General features: G+C 69.3%; 26 protein-coding genes. 11 read left to right on the forward strand and 15 right to left on the reverse strand.

Going from position 1 to position 24,001, the window contains the following annotated elements:
* Positions 1 to 148 precede the first annotated feature (148 nt).
* Both A37U_RS0117805 and A37U_RS0117810 read right to left on the reverse strand, forming a co-directional pair.
* The gene (locus A37U_RS0117805; RefSeq protein ID WP_020498018.1) at positions 149 to 772 is read right to left on the reverse strand and encodes a hypothetical protein; all 624 of its coding nucleotides are present in this window, start codon (positions 770 to 772) and stop codon (positions 149 to 151) included.
* An 80-nt stretch (positions 773 to 852) separates the two neighbouring features.
* Positions 853 to 1,542: a VC0807 family protein gene (locus tag A37U_RS0117810; RefSeq protein WP_020498019.1), complete on the reverse strand. Its 690-nt coding sequence runs from the start codon at positions 1,540 to 1,542 to the stop codon at positions 853 to 855.
* Between the two features lie 290 nt (positions 1,543 to 1,832).
* Here A37U_RS0117810 and A37U_RS0117815 point away from each other — a divergent pair, with 290 nt between their 5' ends.
* Both A37U_RS0117815 and A37U_RS0117820 read left to right on the forward strand, forming a co-directional pair.
* Positions 1,833 to 2,414, forward strand: coding sequence for a cysteine dioxygenase (locus A37U_RS0117815; protein WP_020498020.1), 582 nt, complete (start codon positions 1,833 to 1,835; stop codon positions 2,412 to 2,414).
* On the forward strand, positions 2,411 to 2,803 hold the full coding sequence (locus A37U_RS0117820; protein WP_020498021.1) for a rhodanese-like domain-containing protein: 393 nt from the start codon (positions 2,411 to 2,413) through the stop codon (positions 2,801 to 2,803). Before A37U_RS0117815 ends, A37U_RS0117820 begins: the two co-directional genes overlap by 4 nt.
* Here A37U_RS0117820 and A37U_RS0117825 read toward each other — a convergent pair.
* Genes A37U_RS0117825 through A37U_RS44160 form a run of 3 tightly spaced genes read right to left on the reverse strand, consistent with a single transcriptional unit; the run spans position 2,790 to position 5,185 of the window.
* Complete coding sequence (locus tag A37U_RS0117825; protein ID WP_026197323.1) at positions 2,790 to 3,584, reverse strand: PIG-L family deacetylase; 795 nt, start codon at positions 3,582 to 3,584, stop codon at positions 2,790 to 2,792. The two genes, A37U_RS0117820 and A37U_RS0117825, sit on opposite strands and share 14 nt — an antisense overlap.
* Before the next feature lie 9 nt (positions 3,585 to 3,593).
* Positions 3,594 to 4,547, reverse strand: a complete 954-nt coding sequence (locus A37U_RS0117830) for an AurF N-oxygenase family protein (protein WP_020498023.1) — start codon at positions 4,545 to 4,547, stop codon at positions 3,594 to 3,596.
* A complete protein-coding gene (locus A37U_RS44160) occupies positions 4,544 to 5,185 on the reverse strand; it encodes a TetR/AcrR family transcriptional regulator (protein ID WP_169526896.1) in 642 nt (213 codons plus the stop codon). Before A37U_RS44160 ends, A37U_RS0117830 begins: the two co-directional genes overlap by 4 nt.
* A gap of 123 nt (positions 5,186 to 5,308) precedes the next feature.
* Between A37U_RS44160 and A37U_RS0117840 the strand changes: the two genes are divergently transcribed.
* Positions 5,309 to 6,199: an LLM class flavin-dependent oxidoreductase gene (locus A37U_RS0117840; protein ID WP_020498025.1), complete on the forward strand. Its 891-nt coding sequence runs from the start codon at positions 5,309 to 5,311 to the stop codon at positions 6,197 to 6,199.
* Between the two features lie 5 nt (positions 6,200 to 6,204).
* On the opposite strand, the gene glgP is transcribed toward A37U_RS0117840, so the two are convergent.
* Together glgP and A37U_RS51610 are read right to left on the reverse strand one after the other, a co-directional pair.
* Positions 6,205 to 8,694: an alpha-glucan family phosphorylase gene (gene glgP / locus A37U_RS0117845; RefSeq protein ID WP_020498026.1), complete on the reverse strand. Its 2,490-nt coding sequence runs from the start codon at positions 8,692 to 8,694 to the stop codon at positions 6,205 to 6,207.
* Between the two features lie 64 nt (positions 8,695 to 8,758).
* Positions 8,759 to 9,358 (reverse strand): chorismate mutase, encoded by a 600-nt coding sequence (locus A37U_RS51610; RefSeq protein WP_020498027.1) that lies wholly within the window; start codon positions 9,356 to 9,358, stop codon positions 8,759 to 8,761.
* 36 nt (positions 9,359 to 9,394) lie between these two features.
* On the opposite strand from A37U_RS51610, the gene A37U_RS51615 reads away from it, so the two are divergent.
* The 3 genes from A37U_RS51615 to A37U_RS0117865 are packed head-to-tail and all read left to right on the forward strand — an operon-like array spanning position 9,395 to position 12,745.
* Positions 9,395 to 10,657: a neutral zinc metallopeptidase gene (locus A37U_RS51615; protein WP_020498028.1), complete on the forward strand. Its 1,263-nt coding sequence runs from the start codon at positions 9,395 to 9,397 to the stop codon at positions 10,655 to 10,657.
* Positions 10,658 to 10,706: 49 nt separating this feature from the next.
* Positions 10,707 to 12,182, forward strand: coding sequence for a neutral zinc metallopeptidase (locus A37U_RS0117860; RefSeq protein WP_020498029.1), 1,476 nt, complete (start codon positions 10,707 to 10,709; stop codon positions 12,180 to 12,182).
* Entirely contained in the window at positions 12,158 to 12,745 is a 588-nt protein-coding gene (locus tag A37U_RS0117865) for a hypothetical protein (RefSeq protein WP_020498030.1), read from the forward strand. The genes A37U_RS0117860 and A37U_RS0117865 overlap by 25 nt, the downstream gene beginning before the upstream one ends.
* An 18-nt stretch (positions 12,746 to 12,763) precedes the next feature.
* Here the strand turns inward: A37U_RS0117865 and A37U_RS0117870 are convergent, their stop codons facing one another.
* The 4 genes from A37U_RS0117870 to A37U_RS0117885 all read right to left on the reverse strand — a co-directional run bounded on the left by A37U_RS0117870 (position 12,764) and on the right by A37U_RS0117885 (position 17,301).
* A complete protein-coding gene (locus A37U_RS0117870; RefSeq protein ID WP_020498031.1) occupies positions 12,764 to 13,681 on the reverse strand; it encodes a tetratricopeptide repeat protein in 918 nt (305 codons plus the stop codon).
* A gap of 97 nt (positions 13,682 to 13,778) precedes the next feature.
* Positions 13,779 to 14,891: a nucleotide disphospho-sugar-binding domain-containing protein gene (locus tag A37U_RS0117875; protein WP_020498032.1), complete on the reverse strand. Its 1,113-nt coding sequence runs from the start codon at positions 14,889 to 14,891 to the stop codon at positions 13,779 to 13,781.
* Positions 14,892 to 15,350: 459 nt separating this feature from the next.
* Positions 15,351 to 15,533 carry a helix-turn-helix domain-containing protein gene (locus A37U_RS54900; protein ID WP_420806238.1) on the reverse strand — a complete coding sequence of 61 codons (183 nt, stop codon included), beginning with the start codon at positions 15,531 to 15,533 and terminating at the stop codon, positions 15,351 to 15,353.
* Between the two features lie 22 nt (positions 15,534 to 15,555).
* Positions 15,556 to 17,301 carry a coenzyme B12-dependent isobutyryl-CoA mutase large subunit gene (locus A37U_RS0117885; protein ID WP_020498034.1) on the reverse strand — a complete coding sequence of 582 codons (1,746 nt, stop codon included), beginning with the start codon at positions 17,299 to 17,301 and terminating at the stop codon, positions 15,556 to 15,558.
* Between the two features lie 518 nt (positions 17,302 to 17,819).
* Between A37U_RS0117885 and A37U_RS0117890 the strand changes: the two genes are divergently transcribed.
* Positions 17,820 to 19,139 (forward strand): GGDEF domain-containing protein, encoded by a 1,320-nt coding sequence (locus A37U_RS0117890; RefSeq protein WP_020498035.1) that lies wholly within the window; start codon positions 17,820 to 17,822, stop codon positions 19,137 to 19,139.
* Between the two features lie 82 nt (positions 19,140 to 19,221).
* On the opposite strand, the gene A37U_RS0117895 is transcribed toward A37U_RS0117890, so the two are convergent.
* Together A37U_RS0117895 and A37U_RS0117900 are read right to left on the reverse strand one after the other, a co-directional pair.
* Positions 19,222 to 19,794, reverse strand: a complete 573-nt coding sequence (locus A37U_RS0117895) for a hypothetical protein (RefSeq protein WP_020498036.1) — start codon at positions 19,792 to 19,794, stop codon at positions 19,222 to 19,224.
* 264 nt (positions 19,795 to 20,058) lie between these two features.
* Positions 20,059 to 20,361 (reverse strand): thiamine-binding protein, encoded by a 303-nt coding sequence (locus tag A37U_RS0117900; protein WP_026197328.1) that lies wholly within the window; start codon positions 20,359 to 20,361, stop codon positions 20,059 to 20,061.
* 79 nt (positions 20,362 to 20,440) lie between these two features.
* Here A37U_RS0117900 and A37U_RS44175 point away from each other — a divergent pair, with 79 nt between their 5' ends.
* From A37U_RS44175 to A37U_RS0117920, 4 genes are read left to right on the forward strand one after another with little or no spacing between them, the layout of a single operon-like run.
* Positions 20,441 to 21,049 carry a TetR/AcrR family transcriptional regulator gene (locus A37U_RS44175; protein WP_020498038.1) on the forward strand — a complete coding sequence of 203 codons (609 nt, stop codon included), beginning with the start codon at positions 20,441 to 20,443 and terminating at the stop codon, positions 21,047 to 21,049.
* Entirely contained in the window at positions 21,046 to 21,384 is a 339-nt protein-coding gene (locus A37U_RS0117910) for a DMT family transporter (RefSeq protein ID WP_020498039.1), read from the forward strand. The genes A37U_RS44175 and A37U_RS0117910 overlap by 4 nt, the downstream gene beginning before the upstream one ends.
* Positions 21,384 to 21,704, forward strand: a complete 321-nt coding sequence (locus A37U_RS0117915; RefSeq protein WP_020498040.1) for a DMT family transporter — start codon at positions 21,384 to 21,386, stop codon at positions 21,702 to 21,704. The genes A37U_RS0117910 and A37U_RS0117915 overlap by 1 nt, the downstream gene beginning before the upstream one ends.
* A gap of 60 nt (positions 21,705 to 21,764) precedes the next feature.
* Positions 21,765 to 22,268, forward strand: coding sequence for a MarR family winged helix-turn-helix transcriptional regulator (locus A37U_RS0117920; protein ID WP_020498041.1), 504 nt, complete (start codon positions 21,765 to 21,767; stop codon positions 22,266 to 22,268).
* A 12-nt stretch (positions 22,269 to 22,280) separates the two neighbouring features.
* On the opposite strand, the gene A37U_RS0117925 is transcribed toward A37U_RS0117920, so the two are convergent.
* A complete protein-coding gene (locus tag A37U_RS0117925) occupies positions 22,281 to 23,072 on the reverse strand; it encodes a uroporphyrinogen-III synthase (RefSeq protein ID WP_020498042.1) in 792 nt (263 codons plus the stop codon).
* Entirely contained in the window at positions 23,069 to 23,860 is a 792-nt protein-coding gene (locus A37U_RS0117930) for a TIGR02569 family protein (RefSeq protein WP_020498043.1), read from the reverse strand. Before A37U_RS0117930 ends, A37U_RS0117925 begins: the two co-directional genes overlap by 4 nt.
* Positions 23,861 to 24,001 lie beyond the last annotated feature (141 nt).

Here is a 24,001-nt window from a genome sequence, read left to right on the forward strand (position 1 = left end):
TAGCGAGCTCTTTCGGTCAACGTGCGGCTAGTGGCCGTTGTTCCACCGCACTGCACCGAATCGTTATCTAACCGGGGTTACCGAAGCTTCGTTCAGAAACTGGGACAGATGGGGTTTCGTTGCCGTGCGGGGAAATTCGGGGAAATTTTCAACCGGCCGCTTCGGGCAGCAGGGCGGTCACCTCGGCCGCGGTCCAATTCCCCCGGACGCCGGACAGTTCCACAAGGTACGCCGCGGCCTTCTCCGGTGTCCATTCCCGGGATTGCACCAATCCCTCGGCGAGAGTGCGCAAATAGGCGGCCGCAGGCCTGGTGTGTTCCACCGCGCCCGCGGGATAGGGCGCGGTGAACGTCACGATCGGGTGGCCGTCCCGCTCCCCGAGGCACAGCAGGGTTTCGTAACCGCCCGGGCCGAGGCGGAGGCGGCCGTCCCGGACCACGGCCGTCACATCGATCTCGGTGCCCGGTTCCCTGCCGGTCTCCTGCGCGGCCACATCCGCGAACTGCTCACCGGTAACCAGGTAGGCCCGCGCGTAGGCGGTGCCGGGCAGCTCGGGGTCGTAGTAGGCCACGCCCCCGGTCCAGTTCGGCGATTCGCCCGCGAAGTACACCCCGCCGCGCAGTTCCAGTGGCTGGTCGTCGGCCGGGGCGCTGGTGTCCCGGCAGCCGGGGTGGCGCCGCGTCCCCCCGATCGGCGTCCCTCCGTAGAGGTAGCAACCGAACCGCGCGGCGGACATGTTCGAGCCGTAGGACGCGTACCAAACCTGATCCATCTCGGGTAGACCTCCCGCTACCGTGCCTGCTCTGCCGATCCCCCGGTCCCCGCGCTGCGCGCCGTCACCGTACCCGGCGCTCACCCCTGCGCCGTGGCCCGCCTCGCCCGCATCACGAGCTTCCTGGTGATCAGGATCAGTACGAGGATGCCTCCGATGTGCACGACATTGCTGACGGTGACCATGGTGGCGATGGGGAGCTGGTACACGAGGGCGATCACGATGGCCGCGATCGCGACCAGGCCGATGCCCCAGATCACGGCGACCCGCACGAGGTTGATCCGGAACGCGGGCAGCGTGCGGTAGCGCTCTTCCCACTCCGCGACGGCCTCCGGGGTACCGCCCTTGTAGAAGCGCTTGCCCGAGTAGTAGGTGAACGGTTTACCGAGCAGACAGCTGCCCAGCATGACCAGCCCGGCGAAGCCCATCCCGAAGGAGTCCTTCGCGAGCACGAACCGGGGGTCCCCGGTCACGAACGCCATGCCGAGGCCGAGGGCGAACATGCTGAGCACGAACACCGCGAACCCGTCGATCTTGCGGTCCCGGATCACCGTGTACACCGCACGCAGCCCGGCGATGAGGCCGCCTGCGGTCAGCGCGATCACGTCGCTGACCCCGAAGGCGTGCAGGACGTAGTACGAACCGAGCGGGGCCAGGATGTCGAAGACCACCAGTGGGGCGATCACCCGCCATTTGGCCTGCCGAGGCTGCTGCTCTGCGCCCTCGGCAACGGTGGTGTCCTGCGTTTCGGTGGCTTGACTCTGTTCCATGACCGCAACGCTACGGTCGCGCCCATTCCGGTTCCCCCACCGAGCGTCACGACCCGGCCCTGACATCCGTCAGTGGTCGCAGCTGACGAACATCTCGGTCCCCGTGCCTTTACCACGGTGTGGACCACATTGCGCCCGCCCGCCGGGTCCGGTGAGGATGCGGGGTGTGTACGGACTACTGACCTGGAGCGACCGCATCGTCGACTTCGCACGGGTCACCACGGCCGCGTGTCCCCGGCTCCCCCGCGCCTGATCCGTACCCACCCGCATTTCTTCACCGGAGCCGAACCATGACCACTTTCGCCGAGACGAGCGCGTCCGAGCTCGTCCTGCACCCCGAATTGCACGCCCCCGGCCTCGCCGCGCTGCTGCCTGCCGACCGGCTGCTGTGGGATCCGCGCCAGCTGCGCGATCTGACCTCGACGGTCGCCACGGAGTTCGCCGAACCGCTCGGTGAACTGCTCCGCTACGAGTCCCCGCAGCGCTGGTGGGCGCGGCTCGCTGTGACCCAGGGCGTCGAGCTGTGGCTGCTGTCCTGGCTGCCCGGGCAGCACACCGAACCACACGATCACGGTGGCGCCGCGGGTTCGTTCACCGTGTTCAGCGGCCGGTTGCACGAGCAGTACCGGTACCCCGGCAGGCTGATCCGGGACGCCGATCACGCGGCGGGTGCCGCGCTCGGCTTCGACGCCGGGCGGGCTCACCAGGTGCGCAACACTTCGGACGCGCCCGCGGCCAGTGTGCACGCCTACTCTCCGCCCGCGGTGCCCACCAGGGAGTACGGCAGCCTGCGCGAGCTGCCCGCGGAGATCCCGCCGCTGCCGCCGCGCCAGTCCTTCGCGCAAGTGCTCGCCGACACGGTGGAACCGTGACCTCGACCGGTGTCGAGCGGCTGCTGTCCGCGGCGCGCGCGGAACTCGCCAGGGTCGATCCGGCCCGGGCGGCCACGCTCGCCGCGGACGGAGCACTGCTGGTGGACATCCGCCCGGAGGCGAACCGCACGGCCGAGGGGATGATTCCGGGGGCACGGATCGTGGAACGCATTCACCTGGAATGGCGCCTCGACCCCGAAGGGGAACACCGCATCGACGGCTTCGATGCGGACAGCACGGTGATCGTGTTCTGCAACGAGGGCTACGCATCCAGCCTGGCCGCGCGCGATCTGCACCGGATCGGGCTGCCCGGGGCGACCGATCTGATCGGCGGATTCCGCGCCTGGCAGACCGAAGGACTGCCCGTGGCGTCGGTCAGAGACCGGTGAGCAGGTCCGATTCGGTGATCCCCGCGGGCATACCGACGCGGATGAACCATTCGGTGCCGAACGCCCGCAGGAAGTCCTGTTCGGGCATCGCGAGGAAGAACGAGTCCTCGGCGATCTGGCTGGCGTGCGCACGCATCGCGGCGCGTTTCGCCCCGGCGTAGTCGCGCACGTCGACCGCCGTGGTCAGTTCGGCCTCCGGCATCCCGATCTCGGCCGGTGGCTCGAAGTTCTCGGCCCCGGCTCGCTCCGCATACTCCCGCATCGCCTTCAGCACCTGGTCGCGGTTCTGCGTGGCCTGGTAGACCCGCGGGGTTCCGGCCAGTTTGGCGGCGAGCATGCCGACCCGGTGTACCTGAATATGGTCCGGGTGCCCGTAGCCGCCGTGTTCGTCGTAGCAGGTGAGCACATCGGCCTGTTCCTCGCGCAGGATCGTGGCCAGCCGCTCGGCCGCTTCCTCCACCGAGGCGGTCCAGAACGCGTTCGGCGCGAAGTTGCTCTCGTCCTGCATCGCCTCCCCCATGACCATGCCCGAGTCTTCGTAGCCGAGGAACTCCACCCGGGACACGCCGAGCACCTCGGCCGCCGCCCTGGCTTCGGCGATGCGCCTGCTCGACAACTGCTCCCCCTCGGCGAGGAAGTTCTCGGGTACCTCACCGCGCTCGCCGTGGGTCGCGGAGACGAGCACCGTGCGGTGCCCTTCGTCGGCGGCCTTGCGCAGCACTCCGCCGGTCACGATGCATTCGTCGTCGGGATGGGCGTGGAACGAGACAATAGTTGCCATACCGGCAGATTAGAGGAGTTTCGCGTACCGCCAGAGCAGGGTGTATGGGAAACCCATCACATCCACGCCCTCCTCGGAGAAGAAGGACACGATGCGCGCGGCCCCGTGGCGGAACTGCGCGTGCGCGTGCGGATTGCGTTTGGCCTGGCGGTGCGCCTGCTCGGCATCCAGTCCGGCGCGGGCGTACATCTCCTTGTTGTTCAGCAGGGTGCCGAGCACGACCGCGGCCGCACCGCCGATGAACTTCGCGAACTGCTTCTCCACGAATCCCGCCTTGCGCTGGCGCCGCACGAGAGCTTCGCGGGCGAACCGCATGTGCCGCGCCTCCTCGGTGACGTGGATCCGCATGACCCCGTGCACTAACGGCTGCAGTTCCTCGGTCCCGTCGCGCAGAATGTCGCGCTGCAGCACGTCGAACACCTCCTCGCCCATCAGCGCGGCGACCCACATCGGCGAACCGCGCAGCAGGAAGGGGAACACCTTGCCGAGGTTGAACCAGACCAGGCCCGGGGAGTACGGCCGTGCCCCGATCCGGTCGATCACCTTGCCGAACATGGTGGAGTGCCGGCATTCGTCGGCGAGCTCGGTGTAGGCGTACTGCACGTGTTTCGAGGTCGGGTCCTTGCGATAGTTCAGCCGCACCAACAGTTCCATGAGCACGTTCTCGAACCAGATGCCGACCGAGAGCGTGTTCGCCAGCTCCTGGCGGGACAGCTCGATGCGCTGCGTGCGGCTCAGCGAATCCCACAGCGGTGTGCCGTAGAGGGTGATCAGCTCGGGCGGGATGAAGAACTTGTCCTCGTCCAGCGGAGCGGCCCAGTCCAGGTCCAGCTCCGGGTCGTACCAGAGCCCGGCGCTGGACTTGAGCAGCCGCTCGGCGACCTGCTCGCGCGGCTTCGGTTCCTTGGGTTTCCGTGGCTGCCTGGCCTTGCTCGGTTGCCGTGCTCGGTCGACCGTACTCATCCTCGGCTCCTTTCCGGGACCAACAGCTTCGCGAGTTGTTTGATGGAGCCGATCACCTCTGCCTGGTGCCCGCCCGCGTCGTCGTCCACCCCGTTCTGCAGCGCGAGCCCGGTGAACAGGGCGAGCAACCCGCGCAGCGCGATCGGCACGAGTTCCGGATTCGGCAGCTTCTCCGGGCCGCCGAACAACCGGCCGAAGGTCTCCTCGGTCACCCGGACCACCCGCTCGGTCAACCCGGCGCACGGCTCGCGCAGCGCCTTGTCCGTGCGGGCGGCGTTGAGCAGTTCGGCCATGGCCCGGAAACTACGGCTGCAGAACACCGACCACAGCAGGTCCAGCGCCGCCGCCCCGGTCCGCCCGCTCGGCGGCAATGCGGTGAAGGCTCGCTCGAACTCCGCCTGCTGCCTGCGCACCAGGTGCTCGACCGCCGCGGTGACCAGATCGAGCTTGGTCCGGTAATAGTGCTGCTGCGCGCCACGCGAGACCCGTGCTCGCCGGGCCACTTCGGTGGTGGAGGTGCCCGACCAGCCCAGTTCGGCGAGGCAGTCCACGGTCGCGTCGAGCAGCCGGGCCTGGGTCTCGGCGCGCCGGTCGGCCTGCCTCCGCCCGGACAGGCGCGCTGGCGTGTTCTCGGTCACAGCGATCACGGTAACCGCGATCCAGGTTACAAGCAAGCAGGCTTGCATGTCGGCTGGACGCGTTCACCGACAGCGCAGCGGCGATTCCTTGCCGGTGCCCTGCCGGTCCCCGAAGCTGGTGCGGTGCCGATCGAATTCGACCTGCTGACCCGCGGTACCGCGGTCACCGAACTGGCCAAGCGCAGCGAGGACGAGGGGTTTCGCGCACTGGTGGTGGGCGATCATCCAGGCCTGACCTCGTCCCCGTTCGTCACGCTCGCCGCGGCCGCCACGGCGACCTCGACGCTGCGGCTCGGAACGAGCGTGCTCAACGCGGGTATCCGCGAGCCGCTGCTGCTCGCCTCGGACGTCGCCACCCTCGACCGGATCAGCGAGGGACGCGCGGAGCTCGGGCTGGGTGCCGGGCACACCCCCGCGGAGTGGGAGATGCTCGGCCGGGTGCGGCCCGGGCCCGCTGAGCGCATCGCGCACCTGCTGCGGGTCGCCGAAGAGACCTCGGCGCTGCTCGCCGGCGAGACGGTGCCCGTGACCGGGGCGGTACTGCCCGAGCCACGGCCGGTACAGGACCGGATCCCGTTGCTGCTCGGCGGTGGCAATCCGGCGCTGCTGCGCTGGGCGGGCGCGCACGCGGACGCGGTCGGGCTCGCCGGGCTCGGCCGGACCCTTCCGGACGGTCACCGGCACACCGCACCTTGGTCGGAAGCGCAGCTGCGGCGGCACACCGGCCTGGTGCGCGCGGGCGCGGGAGAGGCCGCACTGCCCGTCCTCGAGGCCCTCGTGCAGCACCTCGAGATCACCGAGGACGCCGAGACCGCACTGAACCGGCTCGCCGAACAGCTCTCGGTCGCCCCACGGGACCTGCGCGCCGTGCCCTACGTGCTGGTCGGCACCGTGGCCCAGATCGTCGAGGAACTGCGCGGCCACGCCGAGCGGTTCGGGATCACCCGGTTCGCGATCCGCGAGGAGTTCCACGAAGCGGGTTCCCGGATCCTCGCCGAGCTGAACCGTTCCTGACCCGCTCAGTCCGCGAGCACGACCCGGCCGAGTTCGGCGGGAGCGGCCAGCATCGGATGGTTCGGGAGTACCCGCACGGTCATCCCGACCGCGCCCGCCCGGTGCAGGGTGACGGTCCCCGCGTAGCGCCCGTCCCCGTCCGGTTCCAGGCTCACGGTGCGCACCCCGGTGAGCTCATCGCTGTCGTCCGCGCGCCCCACCACGGCCTGTACATCCACATCCGCGGGACGCAGCCCGCCGAGGTCGACGGCCGCGGACACGGCGAGCTCGGCGCCGAGCACGGGGACCCCGCCGTCGCGTGCGAGCACGTCCACCTCGGCCACCCGGATCCGCGACCAGGCCTCGTCCACCCGGGCCCGGTAGGCGGCGAGATCCCGTGCCCCGGCGAAGGAATCGGCGGCCGCGGCGGCCGCGGAAAGCGCCGCCGGGGCGTAGTACCCCTCCACGTAGTCCTCGAGCATCCGCGCGGCCTGCACCCTCGGGGCCAGATCGGCCAGCGTGTGGCGCACCATGGCCAGCCAGGACCGGGGCACCCCGTCCGCATCGCGCTCGTAGAACAGCGGGGCGACCTGGCCGGAGAGCAGTTCGTAGAGCGCGGCCGCCTCCAGGTCGTCGCGCCGGGCCGGATCGGTGACCCCGTCCGCATTGGGGATGGTCCAGCCGTTGGAGCCGTCCGAGTACTCGTCCCACCAGCCGTCCGGGATGGACAGGTTGAGGCAGCCGTTGAGCGCGGCCTTCATCCCCGAGGTGCCACAGGCTTCGAGCGGGCGCGTCGGATTGTTCAGCCACACATCACAGCCCCAGTACAGATAGCGGGCCATGGACATGTCGTAGTCCGGGAGGAACACGATGCGTTCGCGCACATCCGCGGCGTCGGCGAACCGCACGATCTGCTGGATGAGCGCCTTGCCGCCCTCGTCGGCGGGGTGCGATTTGCCCGCGACGACGAGCTGCACCGGCCGCTCCGGATCGAGCAGCAGCGCCCGCAGCCGGTCCGGATCGCGCAGCATCAGGGTGAGCCGTTTGTAGGTAGGCACCCGGCGGGCGAACCCGATGGTGAGCACATCGGGGTCGAACACGGACTCGGTCCAGCCCAGTTCGAGTGCCGAGGCGCCGCGATGCAGCCAGGACTCGCGCACCCGCCTGCGCACCTCGTGCACCAGCGATTCGCGCAGCTGCGCGCGCAGTTTCCACAGTTCGGCATCCCCGAGCTGTTCTCCGGTGATCTCCTTGGCGGCCCAGCTCGGCCCGTGCACCCCGTTGGTGACCGAGCCGATCGGTATCTCCTCGGCGTCGAAGCCCGGCCACAGGTGGGCGAACATCCGCCTGGACACCTGCCCGTGCAGCCGGGAGACCCCGTTGGCCCGCTGGGCGAGCCGCAGCCCCATGGTGGCCATGTTGAAGGTCGCGGGCTTCGGTTCCTCGCCGAGGCCGATGATCCAGTCCGGATCGACCCCGGGCAACAGGGTTCCGTCACCGAAAAACGAGCGCACCAGTTCGACCGGGAACCGATCGATGCCCGCGGGAACCGGGGTGTGCGTGGTGAACACGGTCCCCGCGCGCACCGCGGCCAGTGCCTGGCGTTCCTCGAGGCCGTGCCCCTCGACGAGTTCCCGGACCCGTTCCAGGCCGAGGAAACCGGCGTGCCCTTCGTTGGTGTGGAACACCTCCGGCTGTGGGAGACCGGTCAGCTCGCAGTAAGCCCGCACCGCGCGCACCCCGCCGATCCCGGCCAGGATCTCCTGTTCGATGCGGTGTTCCTGGTCCCCGCCGTAGAGCCGGTCGGTGACGCTGCGCAGGTCCTCCTCATTCTCGTCCAGGTCGGAATCCAGCAGCAGCAAGGGGATCCGGCCGACTTCGGCGCGCCACACCCTGGCCCGCAGCACTCGCCCGCCGGGCATGGCCACGTGCACCAGGATCGGCGCGTCCGTGGCATCGGTGACCAGTTCGAGGGGCAGGCCCTCGGGGTCGAGCACCGGATAGTGCTCCTGCTGCCAGCCGTCCAGGGACAGCGACTGGCGGAAGTACCCGGAGCCGTAGAGCAGGCCGACCCCGATGACCGGGACCCCGAGATCCGAGGCGGCCTTGAGGTGGTCCGCGGCGAGCACCCCGAGCCCGCCCGAGTAGTTCGGTAGCGCCTCGGTGACACCGAACTCCATGGAGAAGTAGGCGATCGAGCCGGGCAGCCGGAACTCTCGCGCACGCTCCTGATACCACCGCGGCCCGTTCAGGTAGTCCCGCAACTCACCGGCGAGCGCCTGGACCCGCGCCACGAACTCCTCGTCGGCGGCGAGGAGTTCGAGTTCGGCGGCGGGCATCGCATCGAGCAGCCGCAGGGGGTCCCCGGTCGCCGCCCAGGTCTCGGGCGCCATCGCGGCGAACAACTCCTGCGTCGGCGGATGCCAGGTCCAGCGCAGATTGCGGGCGAGCACCCCGATATCGGTGAGTTGTTCGGGTAGCCCCGCGCGAACGGCGAAGCGGCGTACGGCTTTCACGCCAGCCGACGATAGCTTGACCGATCCGGCGGGTGCACCCGAGGTCGGCGGGGGTGGTCGTCCGTCACAGATCCCCCGTGGTGCACACGGATCGGGTGGCCCGCCACTGCCCGCGCGCGTGCAGCGGATCCAGCCGGTGGGCCACCCCGGTGGCGGTGAACGCGATCCGCACCCGCAGCTGACAGGCGGGGGTCGCGCGTTCCGGCACGGTCACGGCGAGTTCGTCGAGCAGCCGCTTGGTGAGCGCGTCGATCTTCGGCCGTACCTCGGTGGCCAGATCCGGCCGGTGCTTCGGGGCCAGTTCGGGATGCGCGGTCCAGCGGGCGAACAGGCCGTACTCCACGACCTTGGCCGCTTCGATCTGGTCGCGGAAGAATGCCACGGTCGCGTTCTGGTCGAGGCCGAGCTCCCGGGCCCGGTTCGCCGCGTCCTCGAGCACCTGCCGCTCGCGCGCCGCATCGGTGATCGCACCGTCCGGGAATTTCGCGGCCGCCACGAGGTCGGCGACCTCGACGCGATCGGTGACCGCATCGGCGAGACCGAGCAGCGTGTGGTCGGGCGGGATCGCGGCCGAGCTCGGCGTGGCGAGCAGGGCGAACAGGGTGAGGCAGGTGCCGCCGACAGCGGCACGGCGGAGCAACTGGCGCAACCGGGACCGTTCCATGACCGAGGACCGTACCGCCAAGGCACACTGTCGCGCATGCGTTCGCTGCGGTTGCTCTCCTGCTGCCTGCTGCTCGTGGTGCTGACCGCGTGCGGCGGCGAGGACGGCGTGGATCCCGGATTCGTAAAGGGCACCGACGGTTCCGGGGCCGACCGGCTCGCCGCGGCCGCGGTCACCGATGTGCAGTCCTACTGGCGCACGGAATTCCCCAAAACGTTCGGGAAACCGTGGCAGCCGGTGCACGAGTTCCGTTCGGTGGACACGCTGCACGCGAGCGGGCAGGTGTGTGGGCGCCCCGCCGGGGAACTGGAGGGGAACGCGCTCTACTGCCCGGAGCAGGACACCGTGCTGTGGGATCGCGGTGCCCTGGTTCCGGTGCTGCGCCAGCAATTCGGCGACACCGCCGTCCTCGCGGTGCTGGCCCACGAGTTCGGGCACGCGGTGCAGCGGCGTACCGGGATGCCCGCCGCTTCCCCTTCGGTGGTCACCGAGGCGATGGCCGACTGCTATTCGGGGGCGAGCCTGCGCTGGCTCGCCGCCGGGCACGGTGCCCGGCCCCGGTTCGGTTCCGGAGAATTGGCCAGAGCCCTGCAGGCGCTCATGACCTTCCGCGATCCGGCCGGGAGCGCGGCGAACGCGAACGGTGCCCATGGCGACGCCTTCGACCGGGTCACCGCCTTCGGCGACGGCTACCGGGACGGACCTCGCCGCTGCTCGGCCATGACCGCGAGCAACCGGGTCTTCACCCAGCAGCGGTCCACCGACCTCGATGCGGCGGCGAGCGCCGGTGAGATGCCCTACCGCGAACTGCTCGGCAAGGTCACCGGGAGCCTCACCACGTGGCTGCGCGACAGGCAGCCGGGGTTCCGCGCGCCACCGCAGCGCGAGGTCGCGAACCCCTGCGCCGGGCGGCAGGGCGCGGCGGGCTACTGCTCCGGCGAAATCCAGATCGGCCCCGGACTCGCCGCGCTGCACCGGGAGCTCGGCGACTGGGCCGCGGGCACCATGCTCGCCGGCCGGTACGCGCTGGCCGCCGGGGCACAGGCCGGGCACCCGGTCACCGGGGAGCGGGCAGCTACCCATGTCCTGTGCTTCGCCGGTGCGTTCACCGGGCACCTGCTCGAGCGTGGTTCCGGATTCGGGCTCTCCCCCGGCGATCTGGACGAATCCGTGCGGTTGCTGCTGCGTTCCCCCGAGGCGTCCGGCGATGCGGACGGCAAGGGCATCGACTCGCCGATCGAGCGGGTGCTCACCTTCCGGGACGGAGTGCTCGGCAATGGCGCGAGAGAGCACTGCTGATCGTGGGGTTCGGCACACAACGCGTGTCCGTTCCCAGTACTGTGCGGCTATGCACAGCATCCCCCGTCGTCGCCGGGCACTGTTCGCGGTGCTCGGTGTGCTCGCCATCGGCCTCGTGACCGCGTGCGGTCAGCAGGTCGAGGGAAAACCGGAAAGCGCACTGACCCGGGTGGACACGAACACCGTGTCCGGCCTGCCGATCAAGGACGCCCCGGACGGCCCGAAGCAGGGGGCACCGGATGCGAAGCTCCCGGTCAACGGCGGAATCACCACACAATCCGACCGGGTCGCGGTGAACGCCCTCTCCGATGTGTTCGACTACTGGCGGACGGCGATGCCCCGGGCCTTCGGGCAGCAGTTCACCGCGCCGACCACGTTCACCTCCTACGACTCGAACAAGCCCGGCCCGAAGGTGTGCGGAATGGACACCCAGGGCCTGGTCAACGCGTTCTACTGCAACCTGGACCGCAGCGTCGCGTGGGATCGCGGCACCCTGCTGCCGACCATGATCCGCCAGTTCGGCCCGAACTCGGTCGCGGTCGTGCTCGCCCACGAAATGGGCCACTCCGTGCAGTACCAGCTCGGCCCGAAATCCGGGGTGAGCAAGGCGACCGGTTCGATCGTGCTCGAGCAGCAGGCCGACTGCTACGCGGGTTCGTTCATGCGCTGGGCCGCCCAGGGCAATGCCAAGCATTTCGACATCGCCACCGGGGCGGGCCTCAACAAGGTCATGTCCGCGATGCTGTTCATCGGGGACACCCCGGGCCAGGCGACCAAGTCCTCCCCCGGCGCGCACGGCAGCGCGTTCGACCGGATGTACGCCTTCCAGAAGGGATTCGCCGGGGATCCCAGGAAATGCGCGGCCATCGACAAGAAGGATGTGGATTCCCGCTCCACCGAACGCCTTTTCCGGAGCAGTGAAGCCGCGCAGGACAAGGGAAATCTGGATATCGGCGCCGATCTGCCGCTGGTGAAGGAGAACCTCGACGCCGCGTTCACCGACACCGGGGTCTCCGCGCCGGAAATCGCGCAGGGCGAAGGGAAATGCGGGGCAGAGGGCACTCCCCCGGTTTCCTACTGCGCCGGGCAGAACAACCTCGACGTCTCGGTTCCGGGATTGCAGCGCATCGGGCAGGGCGATTTCGATGCCGGGACCGTGCGCAGCATGGGCGGCACGAAGCTCGGCGGGGATTTCTCCGCGTTCGCCGAATTCGCCTCCCGATACACGCTCGCGGTGCAGAAACACGCCGGGCTGGACATCAACGGGGAGGCGGCCGGGCTGCGCAGCGCCTGCCTGACGGGTTCCTGGGCCAAGTACGCCACCGAACGGCACGGTTCCGGCAGGCAGCTGCGGCTCGCAGCGGGCGATCTCGACGAGGCGATCACCGAAATGCTCCAGCCACGCAGCGTGATCAGTGACGATGTGGCCGGGACCGGGGTGCGCTCCGGGTTCGCCCGCGTCGAGGCGTTCCGGATCGGTTACCTGAAGGGCTCGGACCAGTGCTCGGCCAAATTCGGCGGCTGAGCCGGTTCGCGGGCATGGCCTGCGCGGTGCTACTCGGCGGTGCGGCCTGTTCGGCGGCCGTGCAGGGCACCGCGCGACCCGGCAAGCCGCCGCCGAGTTCGAGCGCCCCGGTGGCACCGGGGCCGCACACCGGTCCCGATGATCCGGTCACCGCGGCCTGTCCCCTGGTGAGCGGGCAACAGCTCGGCGCCGCTCTCGGCACCGGCGCGGCCACGGCACGCGAGAAGCCCCGCAAACCGCGCGAGACCAGCTACACCTGCACCTATTCCGGGGCGGCCGATGCGATCACCAGCGTGGATCAGCGGCGGTTCACCCCGGACCGGCGGCCCGATCCGGTCAAGACCGCGAAACTCATGACCGGTAAGGGCACCAATATCCGTCCGGTCGGCGGCGCCGGGGATGCCGCGTACGCCTTCGACACGACGGTACGCGCCATCCCGACGAGCGCGCTGGCCTGCGTGCGCCTCGGCGAGCACACGATCACCTTCTTCATGACCATGACGCCTGGTCTCGACAAGACCACGGCGCTGACCGCGATCGCGCGGACCGCACTGGGCCCCTGATAGCGCTGTTTCCCAGGTCTAGAACAGGGCGCTGGCCAGTTTCCGGCGCGCCGCGAGCACCCGCTCGTCGTCCCCCGGGAACAGCTCGAACAGTTCCAGCAGGTGGGTGCGCGCCCGGTCCTTCTGCTCACCGGCGCTGCTCGCGATCACCGTGATCAGCCGGTCGAAGCCCGCCTCGACCTGCTGGGCGGCCACCTGCTGATCGGCCGCGGCCAGCTGCAGTTCGAGATCCTCACTCGCGGCGTCCGCCTTCGCCACCGCGTCCGGATCGCCCTGCTCGGTGCGCCGGGCGAACCTGGTCTGGGCAAGGGCGAGTTTCGCCTCGGTGTTGCCGGGCTCCGCCTCGATGATCGCCTCGTAGGCCTGCTCGGCCGCGTCGAAGTCGCCGTCCTCGAGTGCCTGCTCGGCCGCGGTGAACCTGGTGTCCTCGGGTTCCTCGGCCTCCGGCTCCGCGGCACCCGTGTTCGCCTCGGCGGCCGCGATCCCGGGCAGCTTGTCCCGCAACCCGTCCAGCAGACCGGAAATCCACTTGCGGATCTCCGGTTCCGGAAGCGCACCGGAGAACGCGTCCACCGGCTGGCCACCGGCCACCGCGACCACCATCGGAATCGACTGCACCCCGAACAGCTGCGCGATGCGCGGGTTCGCGTCCACGTCGACCTTGGCCAGGATCCAGGCCCCGTTGGCCTCGGTGGCGAGCCGCTCGAGCACCGGGGAGAGCTGCTTGCACGGACCACACCACTCGGCCCACAGGTCGATGATCACCGGGATCTCGGTGGAGCGCTGCACGACGTCCTGGAAGCCCGCCTCGTCCACGTCGATCACGAACTGACCGCCGGAGCCCGAGCCCGCCTCCGGGTTCTCGGCCTGCTCCTTGGCCTTCTGCGCCGCTTCCGCGCGCGCCTTGACGGCCGCGAGATCGACGGCGCCGGACATGGCGGCGGTTTCTTGTACCTGCTTGGCCGCGTTACGCGGGTCTGGCCTCGTCACATCACCATCCTGACATGTTCGCCCGCCCGCGCGCACACAGGCTTCACCACGCGTCGAGGCCCTGGGCGATCTCCGCGGGGCTCGGCATCCCACGCAGCTCCTCGCGCACCTGTGCCGCCGTGTCCCGGTAGCCCCGTTCCTCGACGAGCGCGCCGAGCGCGGCGGCGTCCACCTGCTCCGGTTCGCATTCCAGCCCCACCCCGCGCCCGGCCACCGCCGCGGCATTGATGTGCCGGTCCGCCCCGTCCGGGAGGACCAGCTGGGCGACCCCGGCGTCCAGCGCGGTGAGCGTGGTCCCGCCCCCGCCGTGGTGCACCAGCGCGGTGCAGGTGGCGAGCAGGCCGTCGAGCGGCACCCAGCGCTCCAGCCGCACGTTCGGGGGCACCACGCCGAATCCGTCGAGATCCACATCGCCGAGAGCGAACACGAACTCCGCGTCCACCTTCTCGGCCACCGCCAGGATGCGCTCCACAGTGGACAGACCGTTCATCTGCGGGGAGACCGTGCCGAGGGTGACCCCGATCCGCGGGCGCGCGAGCGGTTCCTCCAGCCAGCCGGGCAGCACCGCACCGCCGTTGTAGGGCACGAACCGCATCATCAGGTCCGCCGGATCCACCTCGGCCATACTCGGCGGCGCCACATCGATACTCGTGCTCTTCTTCGGCGGTTCGGTGCCGTACTCGGCGAACACCTCGGCTAGCTCGGCGGCCAGCAGCGGACCCACCTTCGAGGTGCGCCCGAAACCGACACCGACATCGACCGCGGGGATCCCGAGCAGGCCGGCTGCGAGCAGCGCACCCCCATTGAACGAGGAATGCACGATCAGATCCGGCCGGTACCGCTGCGCGGCCCGCACCACCGGTTCGACCAAGTACCGTGAGACCTGGGCGAACGCCGGAACCACCCCGGTGATGTCGCGCAGCGGGGCGTTGCCGACCGCCATCTCCGGACGTTCGCCGCGCAACCGCTGCATCATCGTGCCCATGGTCAGTCCGGGTTCGATATCGGTGACGGGCAGGCCGGCCTGTTCGACCGCGAGGCCCGCGCCCGAGGTCGCGAACCGCACCTCGTGCCCGTGGCCGCGCAGCGACCAGGCCAGCGGAACCATGGGAAAGACATGTCCGATGGCGGGCATCGGCAGGAAAAGCACCCGCATGGCGGCTCCTTATTCAACACTTGCTGAATTCTCTATTCTGGACGTTACTCCCCCGGCTCGGGGCACGTCGGGTGAATGTGAGCGGCCGGACAGTCAGCGCGCGAGCTCGGCCCGCGCGTCCAGCGCCATCGGGTTGACGCGATCGGAGTCAGCAGCTCGCCGAGCCGCCCGGTGGCCCACGCGCCGAGTTCCCTCCAGGGTTGTGCGGCGGCAGCGTCGGTGCGTTCCGGCCCAGCACCGGAGCTCACGCCCGCTCGCGGTCAGCGCGCCCCGATCGTCGAGCAGCCCGCGCTCGGTCGGCTGTTCGGTTACCGCCGCCCATGCGGACTCCGGCGGGCACGCTTGGCACGCAGCTCCCCGCTCGAGCCACCGTTCCGCGGCGAAGAGCACCAGTGCACGGTTCGAGCGCCACACTGACGAGTGCGGCGATGCGCCAGGCATCGGGAAGGGCACGCTCGATCAGCGAGGGATGGACGGTGTGGAACGCCGAGACGACCGTCGCGGCGGACTCGGCCGCGAGCGGGCCGCGCGCATCCCGACATATCCCATCCAGCCACCACGGCAGCACAAGCCGTGGGCCCGCGCACGGGATTCCGGGGTGAAGTAGGTGACGTCGTGGACCGGCTCGGAACGCACCCACATCGCACGAGCCCGATGCGTGGGCTCAGAACCGGGCCGGTTCGATGTAGACGCCCCATTCGTCGCGCAGCGCGTCGCAGATCTCGCCGAGCGAGGCCTCCGCGCGCACCGCGGCCATCATCGGCTCGATCAGGTTGCCCTCCCCGCGGGCCACCTCGACCATCCGGGACAATGCGACGTCGACGGCGGCCTTGTCCCGTCCCGCCCTGCGCTTGGTGAGCAGCGCGTTCTGCTCCCGTTCCACCTCGTGCGAGATACGCAGGATGTCCAGCTCGTCCCCGCCGCCTTCACCGCTGAGCGTGTTGACGCCCACCATGAACTTGTCTTTCTTCTCCAGCGCCTGCTGGTAGGCGAAGGCCGCGTCCGCGATCTCTCCGGTGAACCAGCCGTCCTCGATCCCGCGCAGGATGCCGGAGGTCATCTCGCCGATCGGGTGTTCCCCGTCCGGCACGGCCAGCCGCGCCATGTCCTTGATCCGGTCGAAGATGCGCTCGGCCTCGGACTCGATCTTGTCGGTCAGCGCCTCGATGTACCAGGAACCGCCGAGTGGATCGGCCACGTTGGTGACCCCGGTCTCCTCCATGATCACCTGCTGGGTGCGCAGCGCGATCTGCGCGGCCTTGTCACTCGGCAGTGCGAGCACCTCGTCGAGCGCGTTGGTGTGCAGGGAGTTCGTCCCGCCGAGCACCGCGGCCATGGCCTCGACCGCGGTGCGCACGATGTTGTTGTCCGGCTGCTGGGCGGTGAGCGAGACGCCGGCGGTCTGGGTGTGGAACCGCAGCGACTGCGCACGTGCCGTCTTCGCGCCGTACACATCGCGCAGCCAACGCGCCCAGATCCGCCGCGCGGCACGGAATTTGGCGATCTCCTCGAAGAAGTCCACGTGCGCGTCGAAGAAGAAACTCAGCCCCGGGGCGAACTGTTCGATGTCCAGCCCGCGCGCCAGGCCGAGTTCCACGTACCCGAACCCGTCCGCGAGGGTGAACGCGAGCTCCTGCGCGGCGGTCGAACCGGCCTCGCGAATGTGGTACCCGGAAACCGAGAGCGGCTTGTAGGCCTGAATATCGGAGGCGCAGTACTCCATGAGGTCGCCGATCAGCCGCAGATGCGGTTCGGGGGCGAACAGCCATTCCTTCTGCGCGATGTACTCCTTGAAGATATCGGTCTGCAGTGTGCCGTTCAGCTTGCGGATGTCCGCGCCCTGGCGTTCGGCGGCGACGAGGTACATGCAGAAAACCGGGACCGCGGGGCCGGAGATGGTCATCGAGGTGGTGACGTCCTCGAGCGGGATTCCCTCGAAGAGCACGTCCATATCGGCCGCGGTGTCGATCGCCACGCCGCAGTGCCCGACCTCGCCGAGCGAGCGCGGGTCGTCGGAGTCGCGGCCCATCAGCGTGGGCATGTCGAAAGCGACCGAGAGCCCGTCCCCGCCACCGGCGAGGATCATCTTGTACCGCTCGTTGGTCTGGCGCGCGTTGCCGAACCCGGCGAACTGCCGGATGGTCCACGGCTTGCCGCGGTAACCGCTCGCGTGCAGTCCCCTGGTGAACGGGTACTGGCCGGGCCAGCCGATCCGGGAGAAGCCGTCGACCTGCTCCTCGGGGCGAGGACCGTAGACCGGTTCCACCTCGGCCCCGGAGAGCGTCGTGAAGTCCACATCGCGCACCCGGCCCGACTCGGCGGCCGCCGTGTACGCGTCCTGCCAGCGTTCGGCGCCGTCACCGGGATCGGTCCCGTATGCCGTCAGCGGATCGAAGCGGTCGACCGACATGATGCCTCCCTGTCCGTTCTCCCTACCAAGATAGTAGGACTTCCAACTATCGGTCGCCAGAGTGTGTTGTGTCACCGAAGGACTACCGGCGATCACGTGATGGGGACAGCCTCGACGACGACCGCGGGTTCCGCCTCGCGGGCGCGGAGAAGATGATGAGTGTGAAATGGCGGCGAGCCACCGAACGGAAACCTGATCGAGGCCGAAACAAATCAACGGCGAGCACGACAGAAGCCGCCACTGGATGCAGCGGGTGTCGCACTCGCCGTGATAGTCACGCTCGATTGGCCGGGTTGCCCACCGCAGCCAGCCATGGCGCCCGAGTCACTCGACCGCCATCCTGGCTCACAGCCCCTTTGCCGGGCCCCGGCCTACTGCTTCACAGTCCGTTCGATGCCATTATTCGCAGCCCTTCCTTCGCGGGGATTCGCAGCACTGGCGATAATACTACGGCCAAGGGACAATACGTCCCTCGATACAGGTAGTGTCAACACACAGCACAGGGAGGTGAGCAATTGATGACCGCGAGTGCTCACCAGCCACGTCTGTGCTCGCTCAGGAACTGGCAACTGTGGCGGCAGCGTCCGCTGGCCATCGCCTGGCTGCTCGCCGTGGCGGGCATCGCACTCATCGTCACCGTGCTCGGTTACGTCTTTCTGGAACCGACCGGGCACGACCTGATCGTCTTCGGCGCACTGATCGCGCTCGGCGTCGTCCAGGCCGAGATCAGCCGGCATGTCGAGCGCACGAGGCGCAGCATCAACACCGTCCGGCACGTCGACCTGACCTCGGTGTGGACCTTCGCCGGAATCCTGTTGCTTCCGCCGGGCCTCGCCTATTCCGTGATCATCGTGCTCTACCTGCACCTCGGCCTGCGCAGCTGGCTCGGCGCCCAACCGCTGTTCCAGCAGATACATGCCCCTGCGGCGGTGCTCGTCACGGCGCCGTTCGCCCAGTGGCTTTTCCACCTGATCAGCCCGGTACCGTTCACCAACCTCGCCGAGGCCTCCACCACGGTGCTCGCGGCGACCGCGGTCGCCGCGCTCGCGTACTCCGTCGTGGACATGTTCATCATCGCCATCGCCGCCGCCGTACTGCGCGGCGGCGACAGTTTCCGTACCTATGTCGGCGACTTCACCAACCACGGCCTCGACCTGAGCACCAACTGCATCGGCGCCTTCGTCGCGCTCGCCCTGGTGTACCAACCGTTCTTCGTCGTGTTCACCATCGTGCCGGTGCTGGTCATCCACCGCAGCGTGCTCGTCAAGGAGCTCGAGGAGAAGGCCATCCGGGACCAGAAGACCGGACTGCTCAACGCCACCGCGTGGAACGAGTACGCCAATCAGGAGCTCGCCCGCGCCGAACGGCACGGGACCAGCTTCGGCCTGCTCATGGTCGACCTGGATTTCTTCAAGCGCACCAACGACACCTACGGCCACCTCGCGGGCGACAACGTGCTCATCGCGGTGGCCGAGGTACTGCGCAACGAGACCCGCCGGTACGACTCGGCGGGCCGGTTCGGCGGCGAGGAGTTCGCCGTGCTGCTTCCAGAGAGCAACCGCAACGAGGTCGCCCTCGTCGCCGAACGCATCCGGGTGCGGATCAGCCAGCTCACCGTGGAGACGGATTCGGAGCAGGGGCACGTCCGCATCGACGACCTCACCGCCTCGCTCGGGGTCGCCATCTATCCCGGCCAGGGCCGCACCATCGACACTCTGTTGCAGACCGCGGACGCCGCCCTGTACAGCGCCAAACGCAACGGCCGCAACCAGGTCGTCGGCGTCGCCCTGCCCACGATCGGCGAGGCGGGGCAGGAAGAGGACAAGCGGGCGAGCTGAGCACGCGGATGCCCGGCCGATTCTTCCGGCCGGGCACGCTCCGCGGTACGGCTCGGCCAGCACGGCCGGACCGGTTCACGGGTCACATTCGTCCGGTCCCGCGCAGGGTGCAGATCGACGGGGCCATCACTTCTGCGGGACTGCCCCAGCCGGCGCACTGATAATTCGAATGGCCGTACCAGTCGTGCCCGAACTCGTGCGCCGCCAGCAGCGAAGCATCACCGACACCGCCCGGGAACAGCGCGATCCGCTGCCCCTGTCCCCAATTGCAGCCCACGATATTGCCACCGCCACCGCAATCGGTGATGTGACTGGTACGGCATTCGACGGGCGTGCCACCGCCCTCGGTGAGCCCCTTCCACGCGGCCGCGCCCTGTCGGATCGCGGAGGCGTACGGCTGGCAGGAACCGGTGAGAGTGAAACTCCGCTGACTCGGGGTATCCCAGCCACCCGGCGGCGGCTCGAGAAGATCGGCGGAACCGGCCCGCGAGCCGACGTCGGCCACGGTGCTGCCGTGGCCCGCCTCCGGGTGAGCGGTCTGCGCGGCGACAGCGGGCTGCGGCGCCACCTCCGCCTGTGCGACCGGGCCGGCGATCGCCGCAAGGACGGTGACCGCGGCGACCAGACAGGATCTGAGAAACATTCGCTTGTCCACGATGCGATCCCTTTCTTTGAAAGAATGCGAAATAGCTCCGCGCACATTGGACATCGAATGACGCTATTGTCCTCAGATGACCGGTTCAACCGGCTTTTGTCGCTAACAATTACCACTCCACAACGGAGAATAACCTGTGAATGAACTGTCATCTGTGAATGACATGTTCATTCACAGATGACCTGAGCGCCGAGGTCCGGCGAATCCTCGTGATTCGTCACCGAGATTTCGCCATGACGGCCGCTGTCCCCCGCGCCGGTGCGGTCAGTCGCCCAGCCAGTCGCGTACCCGGTCGACTTTTCCGCTCAACTGCCCGGATTCGTAGCCGGGACGGATGTCCGCCTTGATCACCAGGCCGACCCGGGAGGCACCCACACCCGCGGCCTCGGTCGCCCGTTTGACGACGTCCATGACCTCGTCCCAGGAGCCCTCCACGTTCGTGAACATGCTGTTGAGCTCGTAAGGCAGCCCGGACTCCTCGACGACGCGCACGGCGCGCGCCACGGCCTCGCTGACCCCACCGGTCTCATCGCCCGCTGAGGGGCTGACGCTGAATGCCACGATCATGCAGCCACCGTAACGGTTTCCGGCCCGTTCGACAGTCATCACACACCGTGACCGACCTTCCGGATGGTAGGTTGGCGGAATGTCCGAGACCCGCACGGAAATCCTCGTCGGCGCACTGGGGTTGCTGCGCGCCGAAGGGACGGTGTCCCTGGACAGTGCCGCCCAGCGGGCCGGCCTGACGAAGGCCGGGCTGATGCACTACTTCCACACGAAGCAGGCCCTGATGCTGGCGCTGGTCGATCACGTGGTCGATCGCTGGGAGCAGCGGCTGACCGGTTTCCTTTCCGGACCACCGGGTGAGGCGACGGCCAGGGACCGGGTGCTCGCCTACCTGGACTGGACGCTGTCGACCTCGTTCGACTGTGCCGATCTGATCATGCTCGCCGATCCGCGGCTGCGCAGCGAACTGACCGCCCGCTGGCGGGACCGCCTCGGCCCGTGGATCAACCCGGCCGCGGACACCGTACTGTCCGCCGGGGCACGCGCCCGGCTGAGCGCGGTGCGGATGCTCGCCGACGGGGTGTGGCTGGCCGATGCGACCGAGGTGTTTCCGTTGGCCGCCGAGGAAACCGAGCACGTGCGCGCGGCGGCACTGCGCTTGCTCGAGGACCCGAACGATAGAGGCCAGCACGATCCAGGCCCGACCGATGCAGACCGAACGATGAGAACTGGACAGACTGGGCGATGAAGAACTGGCTATTCCTGGCCGGCGCGATCCTCTGTGAGGTGGCCGGCTCGCTGTCGCTGAAGGCCGCGCTCCACCATCCGGGCTGGTACGCCGTGGTCGCGGTGGGTTACGTGACCGCGTTCGTGTTCATGGGCGCCCTGCTGCGCGGCGGAATGGCGCTTGGCGTGGCCTACGGCATCTGGGGCGCCATGGGGGTCGCGCTGACAGCCGTATTCGGTGCGATCCTGTTCGGCGAAGTACTGAACGTGCTGATGTTCGCCGGTGTGGCGCTGATCATCGGCGGGGTGCTGCTGGTGGAACTCGGCGCACAGCAGGCGAAACGGGTGCAAGCCTGATGGCCTGGGTGTTCCTGGTCCTCGCGATCCTCTGCGAGGTCAGCGCGACGCTGTCGCTGCGGATGGCGGCCACCGGCCGCAGGGTCTGGTACGCCGTCGTACTCAGCGGCTACCTGTTGTCTTTCCTGCTGCTGACCCTCACGCTGCAGCGCGGGATCGGCATCGGTGTCGCGTACGGCATCTGGGCAGCCGCCGGTGTCGCCCTCACCGCGATCGCCAGCAAGTTCCTGTTCAGGGAACCGCTCACCCGGACCATGGGGCTGGGCATCGGCTGCATCATCGCCGGAGTGCTGCTCGTCGAACTCGGTGCCGGTCGCTGAACCGGGACTGCGGGCGAGCGAACCGTGGTCCCGTCCTCCTCTCTGCTAGCGTCGATTCCCATGACCGCGAAGGAACCACTGCCGTTCGACCCCATCGACCGCGCGGCAGGATTGTGGGCCGAGCGGGTCGGCCCGTCCACGGTGATGGGCGCCGTGACGAGTGTGATGCGGGTACAGCAGATCCTGCAGTCCGCTGTGGACGGTGCGCTGAAGCCGCACGGCCTGACCTTCGCCAGGTTCGAGGCGCTCGTGCTGCTGCATTTCGCGCGCACCGGCAGGCTTCCGATGCGGGTGATGGGCGAGCGCCTGCAGCTGCATCCGACGAGTGTCACGAACATCGTGGATCGCTTGGAGGCAGACGGTCTGGTCAAGCGGCTCCCGCATCCGACGGATCGGCGCACCACGCTGGTGGAGATCACCGAGGACGGCCAGCGCAGGCGCGAGCAAGCCACCGAGGCGGTCATGGCCATCGATTTCGGACTCGAGGGGCTGACCGAGCGTCAGGTGCGTTCGCTGACCGAACTGCTCGCCAAGGTACGCAAGGCGGCCGGGGACTTCGCCTGAGCCACCGGGGCTTCAGTGCCCCAGTTCCTCGGTGACCAGATTGACCAGGGCCGCGGTGCGCGCCCGCGCCGGCATGGCAAGCTCGATGCCGCGGTCCAGCAGCGGTTTCGCGGTCACCGGGCCGACACAAGCCACGAGCACCCCGCGCAACGCGGAGGCGAGCTCGGCAGGGCCGCACACCTGAAGCAGGGCCTGCGCGGCGGGCGCGCTGGTGAAGGTCACCGCGCCCAGTTCCCCGGAACACGCCAGCTCGAACAGGTCCCGCATCGGCGCGGTGTCCCCGGGAACCTGCCAGCGATACGGAAGCAGTTCGGTCACCCGCGCCCCTGCGGCGCGCAGCGGATCGGTGAGCGCGGGAAGCGGCTCGCCGTGGGATTGCAGCACGATCTCGGCGCCGTCCACCCCTTCGGCGAGCAGATGCGCGAGCAGCTCGGCGTCGGTCTCCGATTCCGGCGTGTACCGCTCGCGCAGGCCGATCTCGCGCACCGCGCCCGCGGCTTTGGGACCGCGCACCAGGATCCGGGCGGAGCCGAGTAGTTCGGTGAGCTCGGTCCGCAGGCCCCACTCCCCCGCCGCGTCGAGCCAGCCGCGCAAGCCCATTCCCGTGGTGATCACCACGGTCGGCGCGGCAAGCCCGAGCACGCTGTCCGTCGCCGACCGCAGGGCCGGGTCCGCGTCGAGTCGGACATACTCGACCGAAGGGGCGCGCAGTACCCGCGCGCCGCGGCGTTCGAGCATGCCGATCTGTTCCTCGGCCTTGCGCGCGGCCGTGACACCGATCCGGAGACCAGCAAGGGATTTCACAACAGCTTGCCTATCTCGTGGGCCGAATTCTCCAGGCCACGCAAGGAATCCGGCGTCGCGTGCGGATGCATGGCGTTGACCGCGAGCCGGAACAGCAGCGCCCGCAGCAGCGCCTGGGGCCATTCCGGAAGGTGCGCCCAGCGCTCGAGGATGCCGGGATCCGCGCCACCCCAGGACAGCGCGTCCACGGCCGCGACGGCCGCCGCCCATTCCGGTGGCCGCCAGTATGGGCTCAGTTCCACGATGCCCGGATCCGCGTCCCCGGAGAACAGCACGGTGCCGAATCCTTCGCCGTGCACGATCTGCGGCCGGAGCTGAACATCCCGCCGGGACGCGGCGAGCAGTTCGAACAGCCGCCCGCCCTTTTCCGCGTCCAGCTCGGGCTGCTCTTCCCCCCAGGCCGCGCGGTCGGCGACCGAGTACATATCGCCGCGCCCGTTGAGGAATCGCGGCCGCTCGAGCAGTGCGGTCGCCTCGTGCAACCGCAGCGAAGCGGCGATCACCTCGTCGTGGCGCGGCTCGGGTCTACCGTCGATGAACCGGAAGGCGGACCAGCCGCCGATGACCCAGCGGCCATCGGTGGAGCGCAGCGGGCGGCCGATGCGCAACCGGGGCACTTCGAGGGTGGCGAGCACCTGCGCGACCCAGGCCGACTCGACCGGGTCGGCGACCGGGCGGAACGCGATCGGCCCGCACCGCCACAGCGGGCTCGCGTCGAGCAGCTCCGGCTCTTCGGTCGCGCCGAAGGCAGTACGCACATGGACCGGCGGCTGCGGAATCTCACTCACGGCTTCACCTCGCTGGCGCCCGGCTTCGCCGCCCGCGCACGCTGCTGTGTCATTCCCTCGCTCGCAAGCTCGCTCACGTCCGCGCCTCGCTGACGCTCGGTCCGGCCGTTCGCCGGGCTGCTGTGTCCTTTGGTTCGCTCG

This window comes from Sciscionella marina DSM 45152, assembly GCF_000379465.1.
In the GTDB taxonomy this organism is placed as follows: domain Bacteria; phylum Actinomycetota; class Actinomycetes; order Mycobacteriales; family Pseudonocardiaceae; genus Sciscionella; species Sciscionella marina.